At 57.2% G+C, this 21,497-nt stretch carries 20 protein-coding genes; 11 read left to right on the plus strand and 9 right to left on the minus strand.

Going from position 1 to position 21,497, the window contains the following annotated elements:
* The first annotated feature begins 94 nt into the window (after positions 1-94).
* Entirely contained in the window at positions 95-241 is a 147-nt protein-coding gene (locus MWC30_RS17560; RefSeq protein WP_244085507.1) for a hypothetical protein, read from the plus strand.
* 6 nt (positions 242-247) lie between these two features.
* Here MWC30_RS17560 and MWC30_RS17565 read toward each other — a convergent pair whose 3' ends face one another.
* From MWC30_RS17565 to MWC30_RS17585, 5 genes are all read right to left on the minus strand, one after another.
* Positions 248-1,219 (minus strand): 2-dehydropantoate 2-reductase, encoded by a 972-nt coding sequence (locus MWC30_RS17565; protein WP_244085508.1) that lies wholly within the window; start codon positions 1,217-1,219, stop codon positions 248-250.
* A 57-nt stretch (positions 1,220-1,276) separates the two neighbouring features.
* Positions 1,277-2,899: a glycosyltransferase family 39 protein gene (locus MWC30_RS17570; protein WP_244085509.1), complete on the minus strand. Its 1,623-nt coding sequence runs from the start codon at positions 2,897-2,899 to the stop codon at positions 1,277-1,279.
* A gap of 4 nt (positions 2,900-2,903) precedes the next feature.
* On the minus strand, positions 2,904-3,284 hold the full coding sequence (locus MWC30_RS17575; RefSeq protein ID WP_244085510.1) for a response regulator: 381 nt from the start codon (positions 3,282-3,284) through the stop codon (positions 2,904-2,906).
* 125 nt (positions 3,285-3,409) lie between these two features.
* Positions 3,410-3,958, minus strand: coding sequence for a hypothetical protein (locus MWC30_RS17580; protein WP_244085511.1), 549 nt, complete (start codon positions 3,956-3,958; stop codon positions 3,410-3,412).
* Positions 3,959-4,203: 245 nt separating this feature from the next.
* Positions 4,204-5,355, minus strand: coding sequence for a sulfite exporter TauE/SafE family protein (locus MWC30_RS17585; RefSeq protein ID WP_244085512.1), 1,152 nt, complete (start codon positions 5,353-5,355; stop codon positions 4,204-4,206).
* Between the two features lie 747 nt (positions 5,356-6,102).
* Here MWC30_RS17585 and MWC30_RS17590 point away from each other — a divergent pair.
* The 10 genes from MWC30_RS17590 (at position 6,103) to MWC30_RS17635 (ending at position 17,316) form a co-directional block, all read left to right on the plus strand.
* A complete protein-coding gene (locus MWC30_RS17590) occupies positions 6,103-6,468 on the plus strand; it encodes a response regulator (protein ID WP_244085513.1) in 366 nt (121 codons plus the stop codon).
* 126 nt (positions 6,469-6,594) lie between these two features.
* The gene (locus MWC30_RS17595) at positions 6,595-7,119 is read left to right on the plus strand and encodes a 4Fe-4S dicluster domain-containing protein (protein ID WP_244085514.1); all 525 of its coding nucleotides are present in this window, start codon (positions 6,595-6,597) and stop codon (positions 7,117-7,119) included.
* Positions 7,120-7,164: 45 nt separating this feature from the next.
* Positions 7,165-9,009 (plus strand): FAD-dependent oxidoreductase, encoded by a 1,845-nt coding sequence (locus MWC30_RS17600; RefSeq protein WP_244085555.1) that lies wholly within the window; start codon positions 7,165-7,167, stop codon positions 9,007-9,009.
* A gap of 52 nt (positions 9,010-9,061) precedes the next feature.
* On the plus strand, positions 9,062-10,567 hold the full coding sequence (locus MWC30_RS17605; RefSeq protein ID WP_244085515.1) for an ATP-binding protein: 1,506 nt from the start codon (positions 9,062-9,064) through the stop codon (positions 10,565-10,567).
* Between the two features lie 65 nt (positions 10,568-10,632).
* Positions 10,633-11,982 (plus strand): sigma-54 dependent transcriptional regulator, encoded by a 1,350-nt coding sequence (locus MWC30_RS17610; protein WP_244085516.1) that lies wholly within the window; start codon positions 10,633-10,635, stop codon positions 11,980-11,982.
* A 45-nt stretch (positions 11,983-12,027) separates the two neighbouring features.
* The gene (locus MWC30_RS17615) at positions 12,028-12,639 is read left to right on the plus strand and encodes an archaemetzincin (RefSeq protein ID WP_244085517.1); all 612 of its coding nucleotides are present in this window, start codon (positions 12,028-12,030) and stop codon (positions 12,637-12,639) included.
* Positions 12,640-13,197: 558 nt separating this feature from the next.
* Positions 13,198-14,106, plus strand: coding sequence for a glycine cleavage system protein H (locus tag MWC30_RS17620; RefSeq protein WP_244085518.1), 909 nt, complete (start codon positions 13,198-13,200; stop codon positions 14,104-14,106).
* A gap of 405 nt (positions 14,107-14,511) precedes the next feature.
* On the plus strand, positions 14,512-15,258 hold the full coding sequence (locus MWC30_RS17625) for a PEP-CTERM sorting domain-containing protein (RefSeq protein ID WP_244085519.1): 747 nt from the start codon (positions 14,512-14,514) through the stop codon (positions 15,256-15,258).
* A 628-nt stretch (positions 15,259-15,886) separates the two neighbouring features.
* A complete protein-coding gene (locus MWC30_RS17630; RefSeq protein ID WP_244085520.1) occupies positions 15,887-16,357 on the plus strand; it encodes an HPP family protein in 471 nt (156 codons plus the stop codon).
* Between the two features lie 56 nt (positions 16,358-16,413).
* On the plus strand, positions 16,414-17,316 hold the full coding sequence (locus tag MWC30_RS17635; RefSeq protein WP_244085521.1) for a cyclic nucleotide-binding/CBS domain-containing protein: 903 nt from the start codon (positions 16,414-16,416) through the stop codon (positions 17,314-17,316).
* Positions 17,317-17,375: 59 nt separating this feature from the next.
* Here MWC30_RS17635 and MWC30_RS17640 read toward each other — a convergent pair whose 3' ends face one another.
* From MWC30_RS17640 to MWC30_RS17655, 4 genes are read right to left on the minus strand one after another with little or no spacing between them, the layout of a single operon-like run.
* A complete protein-coding gene (locus MWC30_RS17640) occupies positions 17,376-17,840 on the minus strand; it encodes a hypothetical protein (RefSeq protein ID WP_244085522.1) in 465 nt (154 codons plus the stop codon).
* Positions 17,841-17,899: 59 nt separating this feature from the next.
* Positions 17,900-18,889: an ABC transporter permease gene (locus tag MWC30_RS17645; protein ID WP_244085523.1), complete on the minus strand. Its 990-nt coding sequence runs from the start codon at positions 18,887-18,889 to the stop codon at positions 17,900-17,902.
* A complete protein-coding gene (locus MWC30_RS17650; protein WP_244085524.1) occupies positions 18,882-19,967 on the minus strand; it encodes an ABC transporter permease in 1,086 nt (361 codons plus the stop codon). Before MWC30_RS17650 ends, MWC30_RS17645 begins: the two co-directional genes overlap by 8 nt.
* Positions 19,951-21,411: an ABC transporter ATP-binding protein gene (locus MWC30_RS17655; protein WP_244085525.1), complete on the minus strand. Its 1,461-nt coding sequence runs from the start codon at positions 21,409-21,411 to the stop codon at positions 19,951-19,953. Before MWC30_RS17655 ends, MWC30_RS17650 begins: the two co-directional genes overlap by 17 nt.
* Between the last annotated feature and the right edge of the window lie 86 nt (positions 21,412-21,497).

Raw genomic sequence — 21,497 nt, forward strand, 5'->3', positions numbered from 1 at the left:
GGTCCCCCCCCATGCACCCCCCCCGTCATGACGTGTTCTTCGGACTGCGTCATGACGGACTGCCCTTTCAATCCTCCCTCAAAGGAGCACATCCATGCATTTTCATGAATTGCCGGAAGTTCTGAAAAACCTTGATGATATCAGCGTCATTCACACCATGGAAAAATACAATGGCGGAGAAATCCAGGAGCGATTGACCATCATCCTTGCAGTTTTTTCTCAAAGACACATCGTGCCGTGAATCCCTTCAGAGCAAATGCCGGCGCCTGCGGTCCGCCAATTTCAACAAGGGGTAGAGGCTCTCCAGGTGAGGCACTGCCACACCTGCCCGTTGGGCTGCACGCACGGCATTGCCTGCTATGGCTTCCACCTCCAGGGGACGCCCGGCCTCGAAGTCCAGGAGCATGCTCGTCTTGTAAGGGTCCATGGCCAGGGTCGCCTCGATGTTCTTCTGGACCGCATCCGGCGGCATTTCATGCCCCAGAGCTTTCGCCACCATACAAACTTCTTCCATGACTGCACGCAGCAGACCGGCACACTCTTCCGACTGGAGCATCGTCAGGGTATCCACTCCGCCCCCCAGAACCGACACGGGATTGAAGGCTGCGTTCCAAATGAGCTTTTGCCATCGGGCGTTGACGACATCGGGGGTGACGATGCAGGGAACTCCCGCCTTCGTGAAGAGAGTGGAAAGGGCTTCCACCCTCCCGGAAACTCCCGATGGATAGCACCCGATCGTCACGCGGCCGTAGCCCTGGTGACGCACATAACCCGGCGCCAACCGGCTGACAGCGACGAAGGCCAGCCCGCTGATGATCTCGTTCTCAGGGAAGGCGGCCGCTACGGATCCCTCAATGTCGATGCCGTTTTGAATGAGGAGGATGGCCGTTTTCTCAGCCAGAACGGGACGGATGAGCTCCGGCACATGGATCTCGGGGAGTACTTTGGTGGCCACCAGGACAAAATCCGGGACGTCGCCGTATTCGGCGGCATTCCGGATGACTTTCTCCGGTTTGAATCGAAAGTCTCCCGATACGCTCTCGAAATGGATGCCGTCGGCCGCCACCACTTCGTAGTCGGAACGGCAGATGGCGGAAACACGGGCACCAGCCTGGGCGAGCTTGCCTCCATAAAACGAGCCGATGGCTCCCGCTCCCAGAATCAGGATTTTGGGATTTTCGAGGGAATCGTCCTCTCCGACCTGCGTTTGTGATGCCATGAATACATCCTTTCCTTCCTGCTGTACTCAGAAGCTTATGCTCCGAATCTTGTGATATTAGTCCGATGGGTGACCGCCGCAGGGGAAAACCAGCACCCATGGGCTTTTCAGTTCCAGGACATCGAGGCCGCCTGCAGCCTTGGGGGCTCCCGCTCCAGCCCCATCGTTCACTTTTCCCGTCGATGACCTCGGGTCTCCATTTTCATCGACAAATCTATTTTCCCCTTCTCCGTTCCGATTCAAATCCAAGGGCAAAAGCTCCCGGACGCCCTCCTGTTGCCCCTTTGGAATGAGAATGCGAGGCGTCGCGCCTGCAGCACAGTCATCCCCAAGTCTTGCTGGAAGCTCTGAAACCGGAAGGCGTGCGGGATTCTGTGCCCGAGTGAACTTGCTCGAAACGCGCACGAACGATTCCCTGAGGTAGAAGTGCAGCCCGTAAAGGGGATGATCGTACACCAGGTAGAGGCGCCCCCGCTCAGCTCCCGGGGCGGCATCCCGGATCTCAAGAAGAAGCTGTTCCATGTTTCGATGAGAAGGCCAATGCACCATGGCGACTTTTCCCATCATTACCACGAGCACAGCCGCCAGAGCAAAACGATGGAGGCGGGGCACGGATACTCTGCCACTTTCCACCAGCTGGTGGATCGCTCTACCCAGAGCGAGTGCAATGGGCACAAACAACGGCAGTACATAGAGCGGCAATCGGGAGCGGCTCACGGCAAAAATGAGAAACGGAACCGTGAAGCTCAAAAAAAGAAAAAGCCACTCGGTGCGCTCCTTCCAGTACTCCGCGTCCAACCAGCGTGCTCCCGGCCAGCGAATGGACCTGAAATGGCCGGCTGCCAGAACAACCCAGGGGATACCCCCAAAGAGCAGGACGGGGACATACTCGATGAGGACCTTATACCATTCCTCATTACGATGAAACTCACGTGTGGCAATGCGCCCCACGATTTCGTCTCTCATCCAGTACTGGAGCAGCCCCTCATGGACCATGATTTCATAGCCGTACCAACTCAATCCGAGCCCCAGGAAAAGGAGAATTCCCGAAACGGAAAAAAACGGCGGCAGGGGATGTCGCAATTTCAGCTTCATGAAAGCATACGTGGGCAGTGCACTCAGGAGGGGGATGAGGCCCGGAGGTCCCTTGGTGAAGAAAGCTCCACCCAGGCAGAGCCACATGAAACGAAAACCCCACGCGTCCCCCTTGCGCACACCCGTCCAGAACCCCAGCATTGCCAGGGTCTCCCAAAGGGTCAGGAGTGTGTCTGCATTGATGGTATTGGCAGCGATGAGGGGGAAAGGTGCCGTCGCATAGACAAGGGCCGCATAAGGAGCTGTGTCCCTGTCCCAGAGATATTGGGCCAACCGGTAAACGGCAAGGACTGTGAGGCAGAATGCCGCGACAAGGTAAGCCCTCGCTCCCCACGCGTTCTGCCCGAAGAGGGTCATTCCGGCGGCAATTGCCCAATACGTGAGAGGGGGCTTGGTCCAATGAGGCTGGAATTCCAGGGTCGGTTCCAGGAAACGACCCGTCACGAGCATTTCGCGGGCACACTCTGCATAGCGCCCTTCAGTGCTCTCATAAAGCCCCCTGCTCCCCTGAAAAGCTGTCACCGCAACAAAAGCCAGCAGCAGGATCTTCCACAGAGCGGGAGGGAGGTGGTCACGGCTGTCCATGGACCTACGACTGATGTGCTTTTGCCCTCCTGGCCAGAATAGAGGCCACTTTTTCCTCCAGTTCAACCTTGTCGATGGGTTTCACCGCATACTCCTCGGCGCCCAGTTCAAGAGCTTCCTTTGCTGTTTCTAGAGTCGGATATCCTGTCAGCATCATAAAGGAAATTTTTTCGTCAATTTTTTTCAGCTCCGCCAGCACTTCTATCCCGCTCATTTTCTTGAGCTTGATATCGAGGATCGCTAAATCCACAGGATGCTCGCGGGCAAAGCCAATGGCCTCCTCCTCTTCAGTGAATTCAAAAACCTGGTGCCCCTTTTTAGCAAGGATTTTCCGCATCAACACAGCAGCGTCCAACACATCGTCAAGGACCAATATATCCGCCATACCGAGGTTCCCTTCCCTCTTGAGGTCTCCATTCCCGACCGGTAGAGGGGGAGCTCTTCCCCTCCATGCCCCGAGTCCGCAACGGCACTCACCTTCACCCTTTCCCCCTCCAACAACGAGGCGGCTCAGCAAACGCGCCCGGAAGCTCTCGCCTTGAGCGCCCTGTACCACGGGAAACAGGTCATGATTCTTGTATATGCTACCCGCACAGAGATGTAAATGAAGAGGAATGAGGCCAGATAGTCCAGAGTGTTCCCAAGGAGGGGGAGGGAGACGGGGAGCTGCAGGGGGACCTCGGCAAAACGGAGGTGAAGCCACGCCAGAGCGAAGGGAACGGGCCAGATGGTGACACAGAAGAGAGCCGCTCCCAGGGAAAACGAATACCCGAAGGCTTCCAGGGCCTGTCGGTTCACAGCCTTGTAGCTTTCCTTGTCACCCAGCCGCAGGGCCGTTTCCGACAGGTCGTGATGCCGGTCCATTTCAGTTTGTATCTCTCGGAGACGGCGCCGAATCAATCGGGAGATCAGCAGGAGAGACAGGTCCCCCAGGATCACGCACTGCAGCGAGAGGATCGCTGTTCCCAGGAGATAGCCGGCAGTCCCGGAAGAAGACCAGCGGTACGGACCGATGAGCCATGGATCCAGAAGGGTGAGAACTTCTGTCAGGGAGAGCATGTACGGAAGGCTCCGGAGCGCTTGACTGCCCGGTCTCGGGCATGCCCGATACTGTCAAAGGGCAATCCCATCGTAAGTGTATGAAAATGCGCTTGCTCGTCATTCCGGCGGTCTTTAAGCCGGAATGACGAAACAAAATGCATGCTTAGAGTGATCGACTCATTTTTCAGGCAGCAGCTCGATGGAACGGTGAGCGCCAGTCCCTGCGCCCACCGAAACCGGTTGATGGCTTTCGCCGCTTCTTACTAACCAAACATCTTGATGTTGAAAAATCCTCTCAAGACGTAGTCGATACCGACATAAAGGGCAAGTACGATGAAAAGCCGCTTGAGCCAGATATCCGAGAAGTACTTGGAGCTCCACGGCCCGATGACGGAGCCAACGGTAACGCCCACGAGCTCGAGGCCGATCAGTCCCCAATCGAACTGCACGCCTTTGGTCATGAGGGTAACGATACTGGTGATCATGCTGATGAGCACTGCCAGAGCCGACGTGCCCGCAGCCAGGTACATGGGCAGTTCGGCAACGCTGGTCAGAAAGGGTACGAGGAGGAAGCCTCCCCCCACACCCAGGAAAGCAGCAATCGCTGAAATGATCACACCACCGAGGAGGGGAATGAGGGGATTGAACTTGAATTCAACACCGTAAAAGGTAAAACGGACTTCGGAGAGGGAGAACTTCGTGACTTTAACTCCCAACGCTGCCGTGTCCACCTGCTCACCACTCTTCTGCTTCTGCACGGTGGCTTCAAAGGCCTGGGCTGCCGCTTTAGCCTTCTTTTTGCTCGCCTGACCCTTGGGAGAGGCCTCATAGAACAGGTAGCAGCCGAGGGCCAGAACGAAAAGGCCAAAATAGCCCTGATATTGAGAGAAAGAGATCTTGCCGGCGGTCAGGGTCACGGATCCCCACGCACCGAGAAGTGAGCCCACCCCCAGCGAGACGGCCAGAGGAACCACCAATCGTCCCATGCGGTAGTAGTTGAAAGAGGAAATGAGAGAAGACAGCCCCACCAGATACTGGTTGGACCCACGGATCGAATCGGTGACAAACTTGTTCAGGGTCGGCGCCGTATCCTTGAAAGTCTTGGCATACGCACCCAGCCCGAAAACACTCATGTGGCCGACGCCGGCCATCACGCCGCCGAAGGCGCCCACGGTGGAGAAGATCCAGCCCACCCAGACGGCCCAGCAGAACGCCAGAATGAGATTGACCTGGGGAGCCCCCGGAATGCCGAGGAAACCCGCCGGCTTGGTGGGATCGATCTGCCCTGCCCCCGTTCCCTGAGGCACGGACTTGATGGCATCCTGGAGCTTGTCGGCCCAGGCGGGCTCCAGCCACAGTACCAACGCTAAAAGACCCAGTGCTGAAAAGATCAAAGTTTTCTTGCTTCCTGTCACAATGCACCTCCTCAAAATGGGTGAAACCTTCGATTAAGAACTGCATCTACCGATTACTGACGATTATTGAAAACACCTGCATTCCTATCGTTCTCTCCTCCTCTCCACCTTTTCGCGGTGGCTCAAGACTTCATCATCTTGATATTCAATCCGATTATTTTACCATCGCCCAAAGATGCGAGGCACTTGCGCTCTCACAATCCACCCAAAGCAATCCCCGTGCCACAGCCTTCTCGTCCAGCACGCTGGGGCAAATCATCGGCTGGTCCGTTGTGTTTTGAGGTCCCCCTTTTGAAGGGAGATTAAGAGGGATGTGCCCCCTCAGGATGCCTCCCAGCTTCCCATGACGGCTCCGTCATATACACCTTTCATTTCCAGTGGGGCTTCTGAAGACAAGGACGGAATGGGGCCTGCCCCCTCCGACAGCAATAAATTTATTGCAGATCATGCCATACAAAAGCACTCTTTCATTTAATTTCAATGGGTTAACATTTAAGCAAAGAAAAGCTTGCGTTGCAACAAATTTATTGCACCAAATAAGAGCCCGTCGCACGCGGTCATGGGGGGTGTAGGGTGCGTTTTACGCACCATGTCGAAACAGGTATGACTTCAGCACGGATCAGCCCCAAATGCGCGGCATGACTGACTATGAAGACTCCCCTGAGTGCATTCGTCCATGCGGCATGAAACTTGCCTTGACGCGTGTATGAAGGAACCTGCTTGGATCAATAAACCGCGAGGTGCTCGATGGGGCTGATTATGGTGCTTGACGATGAACAGGACTCGTGCCGGCTGATACAACGCATTCTTTCCGGCTCGGGGCATGAAGTCCAAACCTTCACCGATGGGAATGAGGCGTTGCATTGGCTGGAAGGCCATGAACCGGATCTGGCCATCCTGGATATCAAACTGAGGGGGCCGGACGGCATCCAGGTCCTGGAGCATATGCGCCGGAGAAACTGCCGGGCGAAGGTCCTGATGATCACGGGCCATCCATCGGTGGAGACAGCCCAACGCGCTTTCCAGCATGGGATCGAGGATTACATGGTCAAACCCATCGAAATCGACGAACTGGAAGAGAGGGTCAACCGGGCATTGAGATTGATTTTGTGAGATATTTGTGCAAAATATAAACGAAAAGCGTCTTTTGAATGCAATGGAATACGTCGGAAGATGCGTGCAGTCTTGGTTTTTACGATTCATACATAAGATATCGGGTTCTCAATCAAAGGGGTTTGCATGAGCCAATATTATCTCCTCCAGGATCAGAAGAAATGCATCGGTTGCCTGAGCTGTGAAGTGCATTGCAAGACCTACAACCAATTGCCCCTGGGGCCGCGTTTGGGCCAGATCATTCCCGTAGGGCCCAAAATGGTGGGCCAGGCCCCCAAGATGTCTTTCATCTGGATGCCTTGTTTCCACTGCGAAGAGCCGTGGTGCGTGCCTGTTTGTCCGACGGGCGCCATGCGCAAGAGGCCCAAGGACGGCATCGTCTACGTAGAGTCGTCCCTGTGCGTAGGATGCAAGAGCTGCATCACCGCCTGCCCCTGGGGGGCACCGCAGTGGAATGCCGAGACGGGGAAGGTCGTGAAATGCAACTATTGCATGGACCGTGTGGATCAGGGCCTGAAGCCCTCCTGTGTCGCCAAGTGCGTGACCCACTGCCTCCACTTCGGAAAGGCAGAGGCGTTGGACAGCACACGGCGGCAGCGGTTTGCCAAAACGGTGGCTTTCGAGCTGGAAACCGTCGTCAGCGGACGCTGAGGTTCCTGAGACCTTCACGACGCCAAGGGAGAAGCAAGCTTGAGTGTGCAAAAAGCCGAGGCGCTGCCTGCGCCATGCCACATGGCCTGTCCGGCCGGAATCGATATCCCCAGCTACCTGGGCCTGACCGCCCAGGGCCGCTATGAAGAAGCCCTCGAAGTCATCCGGGAGGACAACCCCTTTGCGTGGGTTTGTGGTCTCATCTGTCCACACCCCTGTGAAAAGGCCTGTGTGAGAGCCCACCTCGACCAAGCCGTCAATATCCGCTACCTCAAAGCGTTCGTTGCCCGGTGGGCCGCCGAGCATGCCGGTTATCCCTCCCCCGTGCTGCCGCCTCCCGACGGTCCACGGGTAGCCGTCGTCGGCTCCGGGCCTGCGGGGCTTTCAGCGGCCCATTACCTGGCATTGAAGGGCTACCGGGTCACGATATTCGAATCGCTTCCCGTGGCCGGAGGGCTGCTCATGACGGGCATCCCGGAGTATCGCCTTCCGCGGCACATCGTGAGACAGGAAATCCAGGCCGTTGAAAATCTCGGGGTCGAAATCCGCACGGGGGTGACGGTGGGAAAGGACGTCTCCTTCGAGGAGCTGCGCGCCCGGGGGTACAAGGCTTTCTTCCTGGGGATCGGAGCGCACCAGGGCTACAGGCTGGAAATCGCCGGAGAGGACGACTTTCCCCAGGTGTATGACGCCATCAGTTTTCTTCGGGCTGTCAATTTAGGAAAAAGGGAAAAACCCGCCGAGAACGTGGTGGTCATCGGAGGCGGCAACTCGGCCATGGACGCCGCTCGCACCTGCATCCGCCTCGGCTGCAAAAACGTGCACATCGCCTACCGAAGGGCAAGGGAGCAGATGCCCGCCAGTCCACACGAAGTGCAAGAAGCGATGGAAGAAGGCGTTCAGTTTCACTTTCTGGTGATGCCCGTCCAGATCGGCGGTGAAAATGGGCAGCTTTCCTACCTGGAATGCCTCCGTACGGAGCTGGGCAAGCCGGATGCCAGTGGCCGCCGTCGCCCCGTGCCCGTGGCCGACAGCAATTTCCGCATCGAGGTGGGGGCTGTCATCGCAGCCATCGGCCAGCAGCCGGACTTCAGAGCTTTTTCTTATAAGATTCCTTTTGAAATCACACCTCGGAACAACATTGTCACCGAGCCCTTCAACACGCGAACGACCGTTGAGGACATTTTCGCGGGAGGTGACGCAGTCACGGGACCTGCCACGGTGGTGGAAGCCATAGCGGCCGGCAAGCAGGCGGCCCTGGACATCCATCACTATCTTTCACGAGGCGAAGGCCCGTCCCCCATTTTTCGATCCATGAGACGCCGCAAAGTTCCCTTCACACCCATCCCTGCCCTGGAGAAGATTTCTCAGAAGCGCATTCCCGTTCCACTGCAAGACGCGGAGGAGCGCAAGGGCAACTTTGACATCGTGGAGACCGGCTATGACGCAGAGGAAGCTCAGCGTGAAGCGCTGCGCTGCCTGAGATGCGACATGTGCATCCGCTGCGGCGCCTGTGAACGGGTTTGCCGGGATGCCATGCAGATCCATGCCCTCGATTTCAAGCAAATCAGCGCCACGGAGCGTATTTTGAACGATTACGCCCGTCCGTCGGAAAAATGCATCACCTGCGGAGCCTGCGCCATCGAATGTCCCACGGGGGCCATCGAATACATTGAAGCGCCCGACCATCGAGAACTGCGCCTGTGCGGGACAGTCCTCAATCACATGGAAGCGCCCAAATGCCAAAAGTGCGGGGAGCCCTTCGTGCCGGCACGCTATCTCCAATTTGTCACTTCCCGGAGCGATGCGGTAACCGGCAAGCGGGTCCTCAGGCGCCTTTGTCCCAAATGCGCCCGCACCAGGAGGGCTGAGAATTTTGTCAAACTGTGACCAGCGGATCCCAATGGCACGGCGGTTTTCAGCAGCGCAGGGATCGTGAGCCATGCCTGAAAAAGTTCTGAGACTCGCCATCATCGGTGGAGGCAAACGGTGTGAGCAGATCCTCAACCTCCTGGATGCCGACAAGCTCCGCCATTTGAAGGCTGAAGTCGTCGCCGTGGCCGACATCAACCCCTCTGCCCCGGGATTCCGAAAGGCTCGAGAAAAGGGAATCTTCACCACCGACAATTACATCGATTTTTTCAGCATCCCCCACCTGGACCTGGTCATCGAGCTGACGGGAAACGAAAGTCTCCTTCAAGATCTCATTCAGCACAAGCCGCCCCATCTCCGAGTGCTGGACCTGGCCATGTCCCGCATCTGTGAAGACATGATCCACTTCCAAACGGAGCTCCAATCCCGGGAACGGCAGATGCGGAAAGCCGACCTCTACTTCCGGAAGCTTTTCAGCATCGTCCATGACCCCATCATGGTTTTGAAGCCCGACTGCACCATCGAGGACGTGAACGAGGCGCTCCTGCAGCTGGTGGGCATGAGCCGTGAAGAAGTCCTGGGGAAAAAATGCCATGAGGTCAGCCACAGGAGTCTGAAGCCCTGCTCGGGACCTCAGCACGAATGCCCCCTCCAGAAAGCCCTCGCCGACAGGGCCGCCGCCCATGCGGTGCATGAGCATCCCATATCCGAAACGGAATTTCGATACTATGACGTCATGGCCTATCCCCTCATCACGGACGACGGGCAGGTGGTGAACATCCTGGAGATCTGGCGGGACCTGAGCGGCCTTCTCGAAAAGCAGGTGGCGGTCAAGACACGACAGATCAAGGAAGACCTCGCGCGCCTCGTCCACGAAGACAAGATGATCGCCCTGGGGAAGCTGGTGGCCAGCGCCGTGCATGAAATCAACAATCCCCTGGCGGCCATACACATGTTCGGCAAGGTTATGCTCCGCATGGTGAAACGGGCCGGCGGCGGCCTCACCCCTGAAGACCTCAAGGAGATGGAAGGCTTCCTGGAGCTTGTGTGCAGTGAATCCAAGCGGTGCGGCGACATCGTCACGCACCTGCTGAGTTTTTCCCGCCACCGGCCCATGCTGGAGCAGCACCTCAATGTCAACGATATCCTTCACAAAATCATCCGTTTGCTGAAGCATAAGATGGAGCTGCAAAAGATCCAGCTCATGATGGAGTTGACGACTCCCCTCCCGGACATTCCGGGAGACCTCGACCAAGTGCAGCAATGCCTCATGAATATCGTCTTCAACGCCGTGGAATCCATGCACGGCAGCGGCCGGTTGAGCATCCACACGCACCACAACGCTGCCGCCCACCAGGTGGAAATCGAGGTGCAGGATACGGGGATCGGCATCCCGGAAGAAAACCTGCCAAGGATCTTCGAACCCTTTTTTTCCACCAAGACCGAGGAAAAGGGCATCGGATTGGGCCTGGCCGTCGTTTACGGCATCGTCAAAGAGCACCGGGGCGACATCACCGTGGAATCCCGGGAAGGGGTGGGGACCTGCTTTCGCATCTCTTTCCCCACGGCGACGTGAAGTCCCCCCCGGCAAGCCTTGCCAACTGAGCTCCCCATCAGAACGCGTACGGAGGAGAATCCGTCATGGGCCAACCCAGTATCCTCGTCGTAGACGATGAATTCGCCGTTCAACAGGCGTTGAAGGCATGGTTCAGCAAATCCGGTTATGAAACGCACACGGCGGACTCGGGGGAAGCAGCCCTGAGCAAGCTGGAAGAAGTGCCCTTCGATGTCGTTTTCCTCGACATCATGATGCCGGGCCTTAACGGCATCGAAACCCTCGAGGAAATCAAGAAACGCTACCCCTCCACCATCGTCGTGATGATGACGGCGTACGCATCCATCGAGTCGGCAGTGGAAGCCATGAAGCTCGGGGCCGGCGATTACCTGGTGAAGCCCCTCGACCCCGATCTTCTGGATCCCCTGGTGGCACGACTCCTCAAGTACCGGGAGCTCCTCCAGGAGAACGTGCTCCTGCGGGACCAGATTTCCCGCATGATCCGCTTTGAAAACCTTGTGGGAAAATCCGACGCCATGCAGGCTGTCTACACCATGATCCGGGATGTGGCGGGATCCGATGCGTCGGTACTCATCACCGGGGAGACAGGGACGGGGAAGGAACTGGTGGCCAAGGCCATTCATGCCGTGAGCCCGCGCTGCGAAGCGCCGTTCATTCCCATCAACTGCGGAGCCTTCCCGGAGCATCTCCTGGAGAGCGAGCTCTTTGGCCATGAAAAAGGAGCCTTCACGGGGGCGGCCTTCGCTCGGAAGGGGCGCCTGGAGCTCTGTTCGGGAGGCACGCTTTTCCTGGATGAAATTGGAGAAATCACTCCCCGCATGCAGGTGGATCTATTGAGGGTTCTCGAAGACAAACGCTTTTTCCGCGTGGGGGGAGAGCGCCCCATCGAAGTGGACTTCCGTGTCGTCGCGGCCACCAACCGCGATCTCCAGAAGGCCATCCAGGACGGTACGTTCCGGGCCGATCTTTATTACCGCCTCAACGTGGTCTCCATCCAGGTGCCTCCCCTGCGGCAGAGGACCGATGACATCCCGCTGCTGGCGCAGCATTTCCTGGACCGCTTCAGCCGGGAAACCAACAAAAACATCGATTCCATCAGCCGTGAAGCCATGGAGCTGCTCTGCAGCCAGCCGTGGCAGGGCAATGTCCGGGAGCTTCAGAACGCCATCGAGCGCGCTGTCGTCGTCTGTAAAAAGCGCCAGGTGGATGTGGCGGATTTAGCCTTCCTGCAATGCTCTGCGGCAATGCCCTCGGCGGACCAGGCCCTCGAGCAGGTCATCCGGGAGCACATTCAGCGCGTGTTGAAGGCACAGGGAGGAAATATTTCCAAGGCCGCCCAGGTCCTGGCCATCCACCGCTCCACGCTGCACAAGAAGCTCAAGGAATACGGGCTGGAGCCGGAAGGAAAAAACTGATTCATCGCTGCCATTCTTCGAAGGTGCCGCACGGGAACGTTCCTAATGTTGCACAGCGCCACCTTCATGATCGTACTGAGAGAGCGGCCATCCTCCATGTCTGAACCGTCCATCGTAGGTCTTATCCCCTCCGGCAAGATCACATCTTCCCTGCTGGACGTTCTTGCTGCGCACATCCTGGGACTCCTGTACCTGCCGGTGGATATCCTGCCCCCCTTCGATCCTCCCCCAGGAACGTATCACACAGGGCGAAACCAGTACCACGTGGGCTACCTCCTCGAATTTCTCGCCGCCCAGCAAAATTCCTGCAGGAAGGTATTGGGGGTGGCTTCATATGATCTCTTCCTGCCCATCTTCACCCATGTGTACGGAGAGGCTCAAATGTCGGGCAAGGCGGCCATTTTCTCCATTCACCGACTGGAGCACATTTCCCCTTCCATAGAGCCGGAAAAACGCTCCACCTCGCCGCACGAGACCTTTTTCCTTCGAGCCGCCAAGGTTGGGATCCACGAACTGCTCCACACCTTCGGCCTCTCCCATTGCAGGCATCCCGATTGCCTCATGGGCTTCGTCACCCGCCTCGAAAATCTGGATGCCCTGCCCCTTTATCTCTGCCATTCCTGCCGACAGTTCTGGGAGGAGGTGCGGGATATGTGAGATGGGACAGCATGTCCTGCATCCTCTGTGGAAATCCCAAAAAGAAGCAAGGCAGCGGATAAACCCGCCTCCACGGCATGAGCGCTTATGGGGAATCCCCGAATTTTTTCTTCTGTGCTGCCCACCTCCCACTTCACGCCGATTCCATCGTTCTTTGCGCATTTGTCGCAAATCACAACAACCCTGTCTCTTTTTGCTACATGTTTTATAATGCATTGGAATTAAAACACTATTCAGCATTTATCGTCTTAACCCTCACCCCTTCTGTCTTCATTTGCGCCTAAGACATGGGAAAAGGTCATCGGCAGGTTTTGCCTTCAGCAATGCTACAGGACCTCACGGATCCTTATTCAGGGCGGCTTTACAGTCCTCCGGATCATTCAGCTGCCCGGACGCATGCCTCCTGGCATTGAGCTTGCTCTATAAAGCGGCAACAGGGAGCCGGGTTTTGGGAACCTTCGAGCCTGCGGGTTCCCGGGGCGGATGATCACACTCGGAACCGACAGATCGCCTGGTTGTGCAGGCATGGAATCTCAAGGCATGAAAGAGAGGCATACAATGAGCGAAAAACATCTCAAGGAAAAAAAGGTGACCGGTTTCAACATCCTGGAAAATGAATGCATCTGGATGAAATCCGGCCTGGTTTCGTTCAAGCGCTGCGAGAATGCCTACGACTGCAACAGCTGCCAGTTCGACAAGGCCATGACGGCGGCCATCCAGTCCAAGAAGAATGTCGAAGAGACGCGGCAGAGCTTCCGTGAGGCGGCCAAAGCCAACAGCTTCATGGAGCGTCAGTGCCGTCACATGTTGAGCGGGCGCGTTGCCATCAAACGTTGCGCCAACGATTTCCGCTGCGATGTGTGTGAATTCGACCAGTTCCTGGAAGATGAGGATGCCCGGCATGCCCTCGGGAAAGTCCCCATCGTGCAAGTCGACGGGTTCCTGTACTCCGACAGCTACTATTATCACCAGGGCCACACGTGGGCACGTGTGGAATACGGCGGGCGCGTGCGTGTCGGCGTGGATGATTTCGCCATGAAGCTTTTGGGACGTCCCAACGGCTGGAATCTGCCTCACCTGGGCAACAGGGTTTCGCCCGAGGAGCCCGGCTTTTCCCTGAAGCGGGACGACAACGATGCCCGGGTCTTTGCGCCCCTGGAAGGCATTGTGGTGGCTGTCAACCGGGAAGTCATGGAAAAGCCCGCCCTTCCCCACCACGACCCTTATCAGAGTGGCTGGCTCTTCCTGCTGGAGCCCCTCAAACTGAAAAAGGGACTGGAAGGCCTGGCCTTCGGCGAACAGGGCCACGCCTGGCTGCACCATGAATTCGAAACCCTCCAACAGCTCATCATGCCGGGTCACGGAGCCATGGCCGCAACCGGTGCCCCCCTCGTGGACGACATTTTCGCCGCCGCGCCCGAAGTGGGATGGAAGAAATTGGTGAAGACCTTCCTGCATACGGATTGATACAGGCTTCTCTTCTCATATGGGCAAAGGGTCGAGTCTCTTTGCCCGTTTTCTTTCATTTCATCTGATCACCCTGCCTTCTAACCCATCCATCCAGCCTGAGTCATTTGTCATTCCATCGTCAAAGAATCTGACACCCGTCCCTGACTAAATAATGCCTTTTAATAACAATGAATTATCTGGGCAATCCATTTTGGATGTCGGATTAATTTACATTATTGGCATAATTTTCGAAGGACGCCATACCACTGCTCATTTTTTCTCATAGCCTGTCGAAGCCTCTCGCCACGCGGATCCTCACTCAGGAAATGTACTACATTTAATTTATGGTATATACATTGCATGTAATACATGCCCCATACACCTTAACTATTTTTAACTTCATTTTGAAGGAGGGAGGGCGATGTGAGAGCAATCCATGCTGTGTTTTTCTGGGTATGCATTGTAGTAGCGTTTACAGGCCAAGCGTGGGCAGTTTCTATAAACATCCAAGACAGTGTCAAATTATATAACGGTCCAGGGGGCGAGGATTCTCAAGGCAGCTCCAAGAAACTGCTTGGCGGAGAGTTGTATATGGATCTCGCGCCATTCAAAAATTCAGGAGGTCATGATTTTGTCACTTTCAGCCTGGACTTTACGAGTTTCGATCCAAATACTGTCTTCAGTGTTGATGGTATTTCAAAGTGGGCTGAAGCACCAGGAGCAAGTAGGCCGCACGATTACCCTCTCGACAAGAAGACGGCTTTTCTTTACAACCAATTCGTTACGAAAAATCTAACAGATTATTCTCATAGCGCCGAAGACGCCAACGATCTACAGTATACGATCTGGTACATCCAAGGTGAAATCCAAGGTGAAAACAGGCAAGGTGATTGGGATGCGTACTCGAATACACACACCAAGGCCAAAGAGTGGTATAAATTGGCCAAAGATGCCACTGCAAACTCAACTTCTTTCTATGGCGTTCAAGTGTTGAACTTAAATTCCATAAATGGTAACGACAAAAATAAGTCTAAAGTCGATCTAAACGTGCTTTATGCCTCGCCCTTATCCGAGCCAAACCCTGCCGCCCCGGTTCCCGAGCCGAGCACACTTCTGCTCGTGGCAGCCGGATTCGCGGGGATAGGTTTTTATCGACGTAGAAAAAGGTAACCCGTAGTATCCTCGATTCACACTCAATCCAGCGATACATGAAAAGGGCTTGCATTTATTGAGATATGCAAGCCCTTTTCATGACTACGTTGAGAAGATCCCGATGTTTGCCACTGTATTCAGCTCTCTGGTACATGAATCTTCTGAATCTCCGGTCAATGACAAGCTATACGCATTAAGGATTGAAAACTTCATTTTGCAGGAGTGGCATTCAGCCGCAACTGGCTTAACGTCGCGGCTGAATGCCGCTCCTGCAGAGAAATCGAGAAGTCCGGATCTCCCACCCTGCGGACTGTTCAGAGCTTGATGCGATTGCCCTTTGCACTGTGCTACCGATCAAAATCTCTTTGACAGCATAAAGGGACATGCTAAAGAAAAAAGACGTCGATCTACATTCCATTTTACTGTGAAAAATCCCCCCTGCCCCTTTTGATAAAGGGGGACGCATGGCGTTTCCCCCCTTACCAAAAGGGGCAGGGGGGATTTTTATCGGTGGGGGTGAAGACCGTCGTGGTCATGACCGTTAATCGAAGTCTACAAAGGCTTTGATTAGAAGGAAAAACAGCAACAAATCCGAGACCCGCTTCATACAAGAGAGTCCTGCATATTCTGCATCAGAGGAGGCGGTATGAGTGTGACGGCACGAGACGTCATGGAGACCCGGTTTCGCACCCTTTCCCCCCAAACTCCCATCACCGAAGCGGTGAAGATTCTGGAAGAGGCCAGTGAGGAGCGGGGACAGCGCGTCTTCGGCATCACGGTGACGGACGAAAAGGGGCTTCTTGTCGGCATGCTTTCCATGTACGACATTTTGCTCCTCATGCGCCCCAAGCACATTCACATTTGGGGAGAAATGAAGGACATCGATGTGGATGGCTTCATCGATGAAGCCTGCATCCGGGCTCAGCCCATCCTCGTGGGGGATATCATGACGACGGATGTCATCACCATCGCCCCGGACACACACCTCATGTTCATCCTGGACCTCATGATCAAGAAGCATATTCGCCGCATCCCAGTCCTGGACACGGGGAAACTGGTGGGCATTGTCTATATTTCGACGGTTTTCCAGCATCTGATGCGTCGCATGAACCGCTGAGGAACTGCCGATTTTAAGGCACAATCTTGCAGGTCACACAGAAAGCAGGGCACCCGATGAAACCCGCCGAACGGAAAAATGTGCTGAGCCATTTGAAAGTGAGGGAAGCCATGCGCCGGCTGACGGTCCATCTCCCTCGCGACGCTTCACTGGAAAAGGCCGCCCGATTCACCATCAAGTACAAGGTCAACGCACTCCTCGTCACGGGACAGGACCTGGAGCCCGTGGGAGTGGTTTCCAAGACAGACCTCATGGGCGCCTACTACGCCGAGATGCCACTGGAAGCGCCGGTGGAATCCGTCATGATGGCCCCTCCCCTCTTTTGCCGCATGGAAGATTCCCTGGAATCGGCTCTCGAATCCATGCGCACAGGCAGGGTCCACCGCCTCTTCGTCCTGGGAGACGATTCCCCCGAGGCAGTGGGGGTTCTCGCCAACCCGGACATCGTTGGATTGCTTTACAGGTATTGCCACCGGTGTGAGAAGAGCATCATTCGATCGCGGAGTGCCGGCCCGGACAAGAGCTTCGCCGACCGCTTCAAGGTCGCGGAAGTGATGACTCCCTCCGTCCAGGCACACCGCAGGGATGAGAGCCTGACGCAGGTCATGGAAGGACTTTCGGCTCATCGCCTCGGAGCCGTTCTCATCACAGACGAGGCAGGACTCCCGGTGGGAGTGCTTTCCAAGACCGACCTCATCATGGCGTACAAGCACGGGATTCCCACGACCACCCGCGCCGAAGCCGTCATGCATGCTCCCGTGACCACCTGCGACCAGGAAGACCCCTTGGCCCTGGCCGTTCACAAGATGATTTTTTCCGATGTCTACCGGCTTTTTGTCCACAGGGACAATCCTCAAAACATCGTGGGCGTACTCTCCCTCACGGATGCCGCCAGGATCCGGTCCGGCTCCTGCCGCGCCTGCATGAGCAGCCGCATTCAGGTTGAATCTGCATCCTGATCGCCCGTACCGATGCATTACGGCACTCCACCGAACCGTCCATGTACGGGCACGATTTTTCAGTCGAATTTGAGCCCCATACATTGTGCACAGTAGTATTTTCCACTTTGCATGGAGTAGGCATCTTCGCTGAGCCTGATAACCGCGTTGCACTTTGAGCATCGCGTGGGCTCAAATTTGGGCGGATTCTGGAGCTTCACAAAATTATACTCATTGGTTCCATGCCAGACGTACTTTTCCGTCTCGAAAGCATCCCGGCATTTTCTGCACTCTCGCCAATCCCCTTCGTGCCCCTCATTGTAGTGGTATGCACAGAGGGTATAGTTGCTGTGATTCCTGTAGCAACTGTTGCGGGCATAGGAAAAGAGCACATACTGGTCCTCGTCATCACAGATCCACTGATTGCAGCATTCGGTTTTGGTCAATTTGCCCTGTTTTCCGCACAGTCCACAGCGGGGAGCGTCTTTTTGGCCTGCTGCCCCCGAGGAGCTTTTATGCCTGCCTGCCGTTTTCTTTTTAACCATGACGCAACTCCTCACATCGTACGATCTGGCAACGCACTGTCCGGCCTCAAGGCCCCCCTTCAGCTCCCCAGCCGTTTACGAGCGGGCTGGCCGAGGGAAGCGGGGGCGGTTCCATGGAAGAAGCGGATGAGGGGAAGGGACCAAGGGTGTTTCTCTGCCCATTGTTCAACGGCTCTTTTCTGGGAAAAGTGCATGAGGAGGAGCACAAAGATCATGAGGGGGAAAGGGGCCACCTGGAAGACCTGAGCGGGTATGGAAGGCCACTGATTCTGGAAGGAAATGCCCATCATCTGCAGCCAGGCGAAGAGATAGGCCCCGCAGGCCACCTTGACGGGATGCCATCCCCCGAAGATCACGATGGCGAGAGCGATCCACCCCATGCCTTCAGCTCCCTGGGGCCGCCCCCAGCCGGGTTTTGTGCACAGGGAAAACGCGGCTCCCGCCACCCCCACCAGAGCGCCTCCGGCCAGCACGTAGAGCATCTGCAGCCGCCGGACGTTGATGCCCCGGGCATAGGCAGCCTGGGGATGCTCGCCCACGGCCCGCAGCTCCAGCCCCCAGCGCGTGCCGTACATGTAAAACCACACCAGGCCGATGAGCAAAAAATTCAGGTAGACCAGCAGGTTCTGATGGAAAAGGATCGGCCCCAGGACCGGAAGTTCATTCAGAAACGGGACTGGAAGGGGCAGGACCTGCGGGCCGTGGAGGCGCGCGAAAGGATTGCCCAGGAAATAAGCCAGGTCGCGGCACATGAGGGTCAGCACGAAGCCCACCGCCAGCTGGGACTGGCCCAGAAAGATGCCGGCGACTCCCACGACGGCAGCCACCGCCGCCCCCGTTAGAGCCGCCGCGCCGAAGCCCAGCAGCAGGCTCCCGGTCTCGAACGTCACGGCGAAAGCCACCATGGCGGACAGGAGGAGAGTGCCGTCGAGGGAGAGATTGATGACCCCCGCCTTTTCCGTGAGGGTCTCCCCCAGCACTGCAAAGACCAGCGGTGCGGCCCCGGCTACGACACCGGCCAGGAGGACGATAAAATTCAGCTCATGCATGACGTTCCCCTCCGGCCCGGCGAGCCGTCTCGGCGTCCCTCCGCTCCGCTGCCTTCTCCCTCCACCCATGCACCAGGAGCGTTGCCAGCACGAGCGCGCCCTGGATGACTCCACTCAGGGATGAATCCACCTGGAGCATCATGGGCAGCTGGATGCTCCCCACATTGAGGGCGGCAAAGAAGAAGGCGATGAAAGGAATCCAGAGCAGCCGATAGTTGGCCAGCATGACCACCAGCAGAGCCAGGTAGCCATACTGACTTGAAATGGAAGGAATGAGACGGTGATAGACGCCCGTCACCTGGAATGTCCCCGCCAGCCCCGCCAGCCCTCCGCCCAGTACCATGGCCAGGAGCATCCACCGTCCGGCATGGAGCCCGAAAAGCGGGGCTGCGCGGACATTGCCGCCGACAGCCTTGAGGGCGAGCCCGATGCGCGTGGACTGGAGCAGCCGGCCCGTTCCCAGGATGACGGCCACCGTGAAGAGGAGGGCATGGGGCGACACACGCCAACCCTCCAACGACGGAAGCCACAGCTCGGGGGGAAACGGCTCCGTGCCGCTCATGGAAGCGATGCCGGGGCGTTTCCACGGTCCGAAAATCAGCCAGAGGGAGATGCTCTGTGCCACAAAGTTGAGCCCCAACCCGCCGAAGATTTCATTGACCCCGCCCTTGCTCTTGAGAAGCCCCGCCAGGAGAGCCCAGACGCCCCCCGAAAGCGCCCCGGCGAGGGCGCTCAGCACCAGCCACAGCAGGGGAAATTCACTCCCGACTCCCCAGCGCAGGGCGGCCGTGGCCCCCATGGCCCCCATGAACACCTGCCCTTCCACCCCGATGTTCCACAGCCCGATGCGAAAGGTATACTGCAGCCCGCAGGCGCAAAGGGTGAGAGGAACCCACACCGTCAGCACCTGGGCGATCTTGGTCCAGGACCCCAGGGACCCTTCCAGGAGATAGCGGTACCCCTGAAGGGGTGGGGCCTTGGCCAGGAGCAAAACGGCCGTGGTGAAAGCCAGCACGACACCGAGGCTCATGCAGAGCTCCACGGCGATTCCCTTGAGGGTTTCAGACTTTTCCCGCAATGGCTCTTCCCAGTTGGTTGAAGTCCGTTTCGTCGGTTTTCACATTGAGCACGATGGATCCATTGTAGAACACGAGGACCCGGTGGGACACCCGGAGGATCTCGTCCAGCTCCGCGGAGCTGAAGAGGATGGTGGTCCCGTTGGCGCAGAGCCCCTGCAGTTGCTGCCAGAACCACCGGGCGGATTCCAGGTCGAGTCCCCGGGTGGGCTGTTCCAGCAGGAGCACTATGGGCGCTTCGGGGACGAGGGAAAGGAGGATGCGCTGCTGGTTGCCCCCCGAAAGGGATTCCACGGGAGAATCGGCCCTGCCTCGAATGCGAAAGCGGTCGATGCGCTTTTCCGTCCAGCTGGTGACCTCGTTCCATGGAATAACGAAGGTGCGGTCGTGAAAGGCAAGGGCAAAATGCTCCGAGAGGGTGAGGCCGGGCACCAGCCCCTCCTCCAGGCGCGCAGTGGGGAGAAAGGTGACACCGGATCGCCGGAACTCCAGGGGGTCGAGTCCATTCATGACGCGTTCTCCCAGCCGGATGAGCCCCCCGAGCGGTTCCTCCAGCCCGGCGGCCAGCCTCAGAAAGGGGCCCTGCCCGCTCCCCTCGAGCCCTGCCAGCCCCACGACCTCCCCCCTGCGGAAGGATGCGGAGCCTCGCGTCAGTCCAGCCCTGCCGCCGGTGGCCGAAACCTCTTCAAAGGAGAGCACGGTGCTCCCCAGGGAGGCCGTGCACCGGGGTGGCGGCGCGGGAGGCGTCCCGAACATCATGCCCAGGACCTGTTCCGTGTCGAAGGGAGCGTCCAGATTTCCCGCCACCGCTCCGTCACACAGCACCGTTACACGGTCGCAGAGGGCTTCCACATCCTCCAGCTTGTGCGAAACGATCAGAAGCGTCTTTCCCTGGGAGGCCAGCCGCTTCAAGGCCTCGAAGAGGACTTCCTTCTGAACGGGGGAAATGCCCGTGGTGGGCTCGTCCAGAATGAGGACGTCCACTCCCAGGGTTAGAAAGCGGAGCAGCTCCAGTTGCTGGCGCTCCCCCAGCGTGAGCTTCCCGACGGGAAGACCCGGATTCAGCTGAAACCCCAGCTGCCGGCACCACTCCTCCAGCTTCCGCTCATAATAGGCCCTGGACTGCAGGAAGCCCGAGGCCTGCCCCAGCATGAAATTTTCCAGCACCGTAAGGGGAAGAAAATCCAGGGGCTCCTGGTACAGCATACCGATGCCGAGGTCCAGGGCCGCCGCCGGCGTACCATATTCCACGGGACGCCCATCGAACAGAATCCTACCGCTGGTCTTGACCGTGTACCCGGAGAGGATCTTCATGAGGGTGCTTTTGCCGGCGCCGTTCTCCCCCAGAATCCCGTGAATCCTGCCGGGCTCCACCCGAAAGCTGATCCCCCGGTTGGCGACGGATGCTCCGTAGTGCTTATGGATGTCTTGAAATTCAATCACCATTTCGATGAGATCCCGCGCACGAAGGGGTAGAATCCAAACGCCTGAGATCCTGACTTATTGATGATCACGTAGGAGCGGCTTCCAGC

It is taken from the genome of Desulforhabdus sp. TSK (assembly GCF_022836495.1).
GTDB lineage: Bacteria > Desulfobacterota > Syntrophobacteria > Syntrophobacterales > Syntrophobacteraceae > Desulforhabdus.